Consider the following 7247-nt stretch of genomic DNA (forward strand, 5'->3'; position numbering starts at 1 on the left):
CGACTCAACTGCAACAACAGGCGTTAGATTTATTGGGAGTTTCCTTGATTTGTACCCAGTAACGGGGTGCTGGAAATTCTCTTAATCCCTCCTACAGCATAGGTTATGGCCTTTTGTCAACGGGGAAGTCCAGTGATAACTGATCACTGATAACTGATAACTGGTAACTGACAACTGATCACTGATAACTGATCACTGAAAAAGGTGGGAATTACCCACCTTAAACTTGATTTTTGCCGAATTTTTCTAGCGACTGCTACGATCTTGATCCAAGACGCTGACGGGGAAATTATTATAACTAACGTGATGTTTGCTAGTTTTCTGAATTTCTTCTTTGATTTGATCTAGATCAACATAGCGATCGGCTACATTAATTAAACTATCACTGGTCATCGATCGCAAACTAACCACTTCCACTCGCGCACCACGGTAACTGACGGAATCGGCAGCATAGGCCAAATCCCCATCACCACTGACAATGACTGCGGTATCATAGGAACCCACTAGCGCCATTAAATCCACGGCAATTTCCACGTCAAGATTGGCTTTTTTGGAACCATCGGGCAATTGTACTAGATCTTTAGCGATGACTCGATAACCGTTGCGACGCATCCAGAGGAGAAATCCCTGCTGTTTTTCGTTAGTGCGATCGACTCCAGTATAAAAGAAGGCGCGCAAGAGACGAGAACCAGCAGTTAAACGACAAAGTAATTTGGTGTAGTCAATTTCGATACCTAATTGCAGAGCCGCATAAAATAAATTGGAACCATCGATGAAAATCGCCACACGACCGCGATTTTCTAGCACTTGTTCGGGGGTGAAGACTGGGGCCGTGTCATAATCATCAAACATTTTATTTTTCCTCGTTTGTTAAAAGTTTAGTGTTCAGTGTTTGCCAGTTGTATCCGAAAGGACAACAGACCTTAAAAAATAGAGTTATTAAAAAATTCCTTTAGGAATCGTTTAACGGCAGTTCTAGTTTAGAAAAGATCGGTTCAGGTGTTCCTAGTTGTGGATTTGTGGGTAATCCCCATTGACAGTGTTGGGAAAAAGAGACACGATCAGGGGAGTTTTCTCCGTCCTCCGACCTGAAAGTATTAAAATCAATAACAAAACCTAGTTGTTGATAAATTTTACTGCTTAAGGTCGGTATTATCGGTGAAAGTAGGTAGGCACAGAGTCTTACGGATTCCAAAACTGCGTAGAGAACCTGTTCTACCGCTGCTTGTTGTTTCTGTTTAAATAAACTCCAGGGCGCACTCTCATCGATAAACTTGTTACTAGCGCGAATTAACGCCAATATTTCCTCACAGGCTTGATTAAATTGTAGCGCATCATACTTCTGTTCAACAATGACCCCTAGATTGATCCCCATATTCTTAAGATGATTTTCGTTCGGGATATCTACGCCAGTCAACTGGGGGGGGATATTTTGGCAGTATTTTTTAACCATGCCTAGGGTGCGATTGAGGAGGTTGCCTAAATCGTTGGCTAAATCCGCGTTAAGAATATTAACAAATCTGGTTTCCTGAAAATCGCCATCCTGTCCTAATTCAATCTCTTTGACGAAATAGTAACGGACGGCATCGGCCCCATAGCGCTCAACCAAATCGAAGGGATCGAGGGTATTACCGAGACTTTTGCCCATTTTCCGCCCGTCTTTGGTCAAAAAGCCATGGCCGAACACTCTTTTGGGCAAGGGTAAACCCGCCGACATTAGCATAGCCGGCCAATAAATGGCATGGAATCTTAATATATCTTTACCGATCAGATGCAGATCGATCGGCCACCATTTGGCCAGGGCATTTTCTAGGGTGGGTTGGTCTTCGGGGTCGAGAAGGGCGGTAACATAGCCAAGAAGGGCATCAAACCAAACGTAGATGGTATGCTGACCATCGTGGGGAATGGGAAACCCCCAAGCGACATTAACCCTAGAGATGGAGAAGTCCTGTAGGCCTTGGTTGACGAAGTTGAGAACCTCATTACGTCGGCTTTCCGGTTGAATAAAATCGGGTTGTTCTCGGTAAAGTTGTTCTAGTTGTGCCTGATACTTAGAGAGACGGAAAAAATAGTTTTCCTCGTCGCGCCATTCGGCGGCCAGATTAGTATGAATGGGACAACAGCCATTATCTAACAGTTCTCTTTTTTCCTTAAATTCTTCACAGGCGACGCAATACCAACCCTGTTGGCGATCGAGATAGATATCGCCCTTTTCCCAGACTCTTTCAAAAAATTCGTTAACAATTGCCTGATGACGGGGGGCAGTGGTGCGACTAAAGCGATCATACTGGATGTGTAGCTTTGCCCAGAGATTGGCAAAACTGGTGGCAATGCGATCGCAGTGTTCCTGGGGATTGAGTCCTTTGGCCGCCGCAGTCCGTTCGATTTTCTGTCCGTGTTCGTCGGTTCCTGTAATTAAGAGGACAGAATTGCCCTGTAACCGCTGCCATCGTGCCATAACATCCGCTACGATCGTCGTGTAAGCACTACCGATGTGAGGGATATCGTTGACATAATAAAGAGGTGTTGTCAAAGCAAATGTTTTTCGCTCATTCAAATCATTCATGAAATTTATTTTTTTAAATAGACGAGGCTGCCCCGAGGCTGATCCGTAGATGATTGGGACATAATCCCTATATTTTATGATCCTCTAATTCTGTTTTATCCTTTAGTTGTGATCTAAGTCAATAAAAACAATCTTAAGGCCGATTTTTTTTTCCATGAAGCTGCTTACCCCCCTATCCACCTCTCGTTTAATTCTTGATACCACGCGCACGAGTCTGTTTACCGTCGGTCAAGAAAATCTACCCAGCCAAGGAGTGGCGATCGTGGTAAGTAACCATCGTAGCTTTTTGGACGCGCCGATCTTAATTCAAGCTTTGGGCAAAACTCTCCCGATCGCCTGTCATCACTACATGGGAAAAACGCCGCTTTTGCGGGAATTAATCGGAGAATTGGGCTGTTTTCCCTTTGATACCCCTGAAAAACGCCACCGGACTTTTTTTCGGCAAGCAACGGATTTTTTACAGTCCGGACGATGGATCGGTTTATTTCCAGAAGGTGGATCGCCGATGTTAAATTTGACTCCTCCTCGTCAAATTAGCCGTTTTCAAAGCGGATTTGCCCATTTAGCCCTACGTTGTCCCGTGGAGAATTTATCTGTCTTACCTGTGGCTATTCTCTCCGAGTCGGAAACTGCTATTAGTCCTTTTCCCGTGCGTTTGCTACGCTGGTTAGATACCACGGAACCTTTATTCGATCAAGATGGTTGGCATCCCGTTGTCTTTTATCATCGTGTCAAGGTGGCGATCGGTCGTCCCTACCGAATTACTGAGAGCGATCGCTCAGATTATCAAGGTAAACAAGGAAAAAAAGCCCTTAATCGTTTAATTGGTCATTGCCAGTCGGAAATTGGCGATTTATTGCTGAAGGGCTAACGAATTCAGGAGGCAGGAGGCAGGAGATAGGGTTTTAGGGTTTTGGGGTTTTGGGGTTTTAGGGTGTTAGGGTTTTAGGGTGTTAGGGTTTTAGGGTGTTAGGGTGTTAGGGATTTAGGGTTTTAGGGAAATTTCAGCTAAATGCCCACTTCCCCACTTCCCCACTTCCCCACTTCCCCACACTTCCCCACTTCCCCACTTCCCACTTCCCACTTCCCCACTTCCCCACTTCCCCACTCCCCACTTCCCCATCACCCCATCTCCCCCCGCAACGCGCACGCAGTGACCACCCCATCTTCCCACTTCATAATTCATAATTTATAATTCATAATTCCCTCTCCCTTTCCTCACCCCATTATGGAAAAATTAACTAATCTCGATCGCATTGCTGAAGAAATTTTAGGTTTAATTCCAACAGAAACGGTTATCATTGCCGAATTTGACGGTGATAGTATTTATTATCGCGCGGGTGCGGGTAAAAACACCGGGGCAATTGTCGGCAAAAGGGGTGATATTGCCACGTCCGGATTGTGTGCGGTGGTTTACCAGGATAGTTGTCCGGTGGTGGTGGGACAAACTCTAGGAGATAATCGCATTCGTCAGGATATAGCCGTCGCTTTGGGGATAAAAACGGCTTTAGCTGTGCCAATTAGGGTTAATAATCAGTTATTTGGTGCAGTAATGCTTTTAAACCGTCTCGATGGTCAGGAATTGACCGATCGAGATAGTTTATTAGTGGAGGAATATCTTTGTTCTTGGCCAGATTTTTAGTAAAAGCGATTTTTGATCAGATTGGCATTCACGAATAAAGCGTTACAGTAAATTAGTCCTTCATAGGGATAGGGAGACCAATAGGATAAATCGTATAGACCATTAAAACGAAAGCCTTTTTGATACAATTGGTCGTAAATTTTTGTAAAAAATGTATGGCGAAAATCGGAGGGACGAAACCCAACTTCTGAAAGAATCATGGCAATTTTTCTTTCTTCTAGAAAATTGGTTGCTCCAGCTAAAACCTGTAGCTCATAACCCTCTGTGTCCATTTTAAGCAGGTCTATTCTATCTATCCCCTGAGCTTGACAAAAATTATCTAAGCTATCAATTGTAATTGCTTCTGTTTTGTCGGTGGATTGGCCTTGATTCTCGTCTATAGGCCGGTTTAAGGCCTCGGTGAGAGAGTTTTGTTGAGAATTAGAGTTTAAGATAATTGTTTTTTCTGAAGGTTGCTCGCCGAAAGCGATCGGAAAACAGCGAATTCGCTGATTATTAGCAAATTTTTGAGATAATTGGGCAAAAGTTTCCTTGATTGGCTCGAAACAAAGAATATCAGCTTGAGGAAATTTTTGATGAAAGTAACTACCTGTTTGTCCAATATTAGCCCCGACATCAAAAATAATCCTTGGTTGCTGGTGTTGACAAATTCTTTCTATATCTGAGGCCACATCCCAACCAGCAGGGAAGGAATCGGGGGAAACTTTCTTGTAAGTCTCAAGACTCAATTCATGAATCAAATTTTTCAGCCGGCTTTTAATGCTCATAATTGTTTTGTAAATTAGGAGGGTAATTGATACAGTCAATATAGCAATCCAAGTGACAAGTAACTAGAGTAAAAAAAGCCACTTTAATTATCCTCTATCCCTGCAACTGTTACTCAGAGATGAGGGATAGAAGCGGTTGGGTAATCCAGTTGAATGCTACGGCGATTTGATGGTTGAGGGTGGGCAGACGGTAGAGATAGACTAAGCGACGGGTAAGATGGGCAAGGGGACCGGCTAATTCTAGTCCTAAACCGCTAATGGTAGCTTCATCGACTCCGAGGGTCAACATTTCGCCTAAAGGTTGATAACGGAAGGGTAAAGCCGGTTTATCGTGGAAACTCGCCCAAATATTCCAAGCGCAGTAGTCGGACTGTTGAAGGGCCACTTGGGCTGTGGCAGCATAGGGTTTATCGTCTTGATCGCGACTATCGGCCGCATCGCCGATCGCGTAGATGCTGGGGTTTTCGACAGTTTGTAAATATTGATTAACTTTTAGTAATTTGCGCTCATTATGTGCTAGAGGCAAATTAGCGAGCAGTGGGGAGGCGATCGGACTAACGGTCCAGAGAACTAGATCAACGGGTATCTTGTCTATCTGTCCTTTGTAGTCGAGGGAGAGGCGATCAGCTTGGATGTCGGCGACGGTGGTTTCTAGGTCTAACCAAACCAGACGTTTTTCTAGGGCTTTTTTGGCGGTTTCGCGGTTAAATTGGGGTGAAAGGGCAATTATATCGCTATTTCTTTCGATCAGACGAATTCTTCCTCTTTCTCCGAGGCGATCAGCCAGCTTACAGGCTAATTCTACGCCGCTATAACCGCCCCCGATAATGGCGACCCGAATTTTATCGCGCTCGGATTGTTCTAGGGTTTTGAGTCGATCCCGAAGACGATAGGCATCCTCGAGACTACGAAAGGGGATAGCGTGGGTTTTGGCCCCGGGTAGGAAGTCAAGGGAGGATTGACCACCGAGGGCGATCACGAGGCGGTCATAGCATATATCGTTTTGATTGTCAAGGGTTATTTTATGATTATTAACATCGATCGCCGTGACGGTTCCCTGTTGGAAGTCAACGGGGGTATTGGCGAGCAATTCGCTGAAAGGGGGAGCTATTTCCCAGGATTGCAGTTCTGAGGTGACTAATTCGTAGAGAAGGGGAGAAAATAAAAAGCGATCGTTTTTATCAATTAAGGTAATTTGGGGGGGGTGTTGATCGGTCCAAGGCAATTGACTCAAACGTAAAGCAGTATAGAGTCCACCAAAACCACCACCGAGAATACAAATTTTTGGTCTTGAGTCAGTCATATCGATCGCTGAGGGTTTTGTTTCTTATTTTGACACTCCCTGCCGTAAAATGGACGGGGAACCTTAAACCCAAATTTTCGGTAAAGCGAGGAAAGAAAAATGTTTTTATTCATCTACTCAGCCAAATCGTCAGCAAAGCCATAATTGTAGCCAGAAAAAGGATATGATTCATCCAATCGTCGAAAGACCAATTTTTAAACATAATCACTATTAGCGTAGAAAACTTTTAAACCTACATCCAATCCTACACATCTTTTAGTCGGTTCTAGCGGTTTTGCATCTTCCCGAATATCAACGCTTAGACAGAATTGGACATAATAAACATTTGAACGATTATTTTTCTGAAACTTAGGATAATCATTGTTTATCGACCTCAAACAACTACTTATATGCTAACCTATACAGCAGAGATTGTCAAGATTTAAGTCGTGCTTCGCTGTTTTATATTGGTTGGGGTTTCATCTCGTTAAAAGCGAGAGTCTTCACCCCGACATTTGAGATAAAATTAAGATTAGAGCCTATTAGAGAGGAAAAACCTAACCAGAAGAATTTTTAGGTGAATCCTAATTGCGATGGGAGTCTTTGGGAATAACATCCAAACCGAGGAGAACCTTTTGAGTATTGGACATATCGCCGATAATTCTTTGTAGGGGTGGGGGAAGTTGTTTGACTAAAGTAGGAGTTACGAGAATTTTATCCTGTTCCGCTAATTGGGGCTGTTCGAGAACATCAATTATTTCTACTGTATAAAGATCGGATAACTCCTCGCGACAGATACGAAAAATATTGGCGATCGCCCTCTGGGATTTACTTGAATCGCCCATAATGTAGAGTTTGAGAAGATATTGACTCATCGAAAATTTGGGTCTGAAACCCCGTCGTTCTACGACGGCTTTACTGTTAAATATTAGCACATTTACGAAATATATGCTAGTGTGAAAGGACATGGAAAAAGCCTATTCGTTTCGA

Annotated in this window: 8 protein-coding genes; 2 read left to right on the forward strand and 6 right to left on the reverse strand. The window is 43.7% G+C overall.

The features are described 5' to 3' along the window. Window positions 1–246: 246 nt before the first annotated feature. Entirely contained in the window at window positions 247–852 is a 606-nt protein-coding gene (locus IM477_RS20300; RefSeq protein ID WP_002743578.1) for a LabA-like NYN domain-containing protein, read from the reverse strand. 100 nt (window positions 853–952) lie between these two features. After that, window positions 953–2566: a methionine--tRNA ligase gene (metG, locus tag IM477_RS20305; RefSeq protein WP_287733248.1), complete on the reverse strand. Its 1614-nt coding sequence runs from the start codon at window positions 2564–2566 to the stop codon at window positions 953–955. A gap of 154 nt (window positions 2567–2720) precedes the next feature. On the opposite strand from metG, the gene IM477_RS20310 reads away from it, so the two are divergent. Further along, a complete protein-coding gene (locus IM477_RS20310; protein WP_287733249.1) occupies window positions 2721–3437 on the forward strand; it encodes a lysophospholipid acyltransferase family protein in 717 nt (238 codons plus the stop codon). Between the two features lie 114 nt (window positions 3438–3551). Here the strand turns inward: IM477_RS20310 and IM477_RS20315 are convergent, their stop codons facing one another. Continuing rightward, window positions 3552–3752: a hypothetical protein gene (locus IM477_RS20315; RefSeq protein WP_287733250.1), complete on the reverse strand. Its 201-nt coding sequence runs from the start codon at window positions 3750–3752 to the stop codon at window positions 3552–3554. Between the two features lie 42 nt (window positions 3753–3794). Here IM477_RS20315 and IM477_RS20320 point away from each other — a divergent pair, with 42 nt between their 5' ends. After that, window positions 3795–4208 (forward strand): GAF domain-containing protein, encoded by a 414-nt coding sequence (locus IM477_RS20320; RefSeq protein ID WP_287733251.1) that lies wholly within the window; start codon window positions 3795–3797, stop codon window positions 4206–4208. On the opposite strand, the gene IM477_RS20325 is transcribed toward IM477_RS20320, so the two are convergent. From IM477_RS20325 to IM477_RS20340, 3 genes are all read right to left on the reverse strand, one after another. Continuing rightward, the gene (locus IM477_RS20325; protein ID WP_287733252.1) at window positions 4205–4975 is read right to left on the reverse strand and encodes an FkbM family methyltransferase; all 771 of its coding nucleotides are present in this window, start codon (window positions 4973–4975) and stop codon (window positions 4205–4207) included. The two genes, IM477_RS20320 and IM477_RS20325, sit on opposite strands and share 4 nt — an antisense overlap. Window positions 4976–5084: 109 nt before the next feature. Then, entirely contained in the window at window positions 5085–6278 is a 1194-nt protein-coding gene (locus tag IM477_RS20330) for an NAD(P)/FAD-dependent oxidoreductase (RefSeq protein WP_287733253.1), read from the reverse strand. Between the two features lie 563 nt (window positions 6279–6841). Continuing rightward, a complete protein-coding gene (locus IM477_RS20340; protein ID WP_002757114.1) occupies window positions 6842–7132 on the reverse strand; it encodes a circadian clock KaiB family protein in 291 nt (96 codons plus the stop codon). Window positions 7133–7247 lie beyond the last annotated feature (115 nt).

The organism is Microcystis sp. M090S1 (genome assembly GCF_020246295.1).
Lineage (GTDB): Bacteria > Cyanobacteriota > Cyanobacteriia > Cyanobacteriales > Microcystaceae > Microcystis > Microcystis aeruginosa.

Excerpts from the sequence above, each read along its gene's own strand:
- IM477_RS20340 (WP_002757114.1), bottom strand. The coding sequence starts at position 7,132 with ATGAGTCAATATCTTCTCAAACTCTACATTATGGGCGATTCAAGTAAA.
- metG (WP_287733248.1), bottom strand. The coding sequence starts at position 2,566 with ATGAATGATTTGAATGAGCGAAAAACATTTGCTTTGACAACACCTCTT.
- IM477_RS20320 (WP_287733251.1), top strand. The coding sequence starts at position 3,795 with ATGGAAAAATTAACTAATCTCGATCGCATTGCTGAAGAAATTTTAGGT.
- IM477_RS20300 (WP_002743578.1), bottom strand. The coding sequence starts at position 852 with ATGTTTGATGATTATGACACGGCCCCAGTCTTCACCCCCGAACAAGTG.
- IM477_RS20310 (WP_287733249.1), top strand. The coding sequence starts at position 2,721 with ATGAAGCTGCTTACCCCCCTATCCACCTCTCGTTTAATTCTTGATACC.
- IM477_RS20330 (WP_287733253.1), bottom strand. The coding sequence starts at position 6,278 with ATGACTGACTCAAGACCAAAAATTTGTATTCTCGGTGGTGGTTTTGGT.
- IM477_RS20315 (WP_287733250.1), bottom strand. The coding sequence starts at position 3,752 with ATGAATTATGAAGTGGGAAGATGGGGTGGTCACTGCGTGCGCGTTGCG.
- IM477_RS20325 (WP_287733252.1), bottom strand. The coding sequence starts at position 4,975 with ATGAGCATTAAAAGCCGGCTGAAAAATTTGATTCATGAATTGAGTCTT.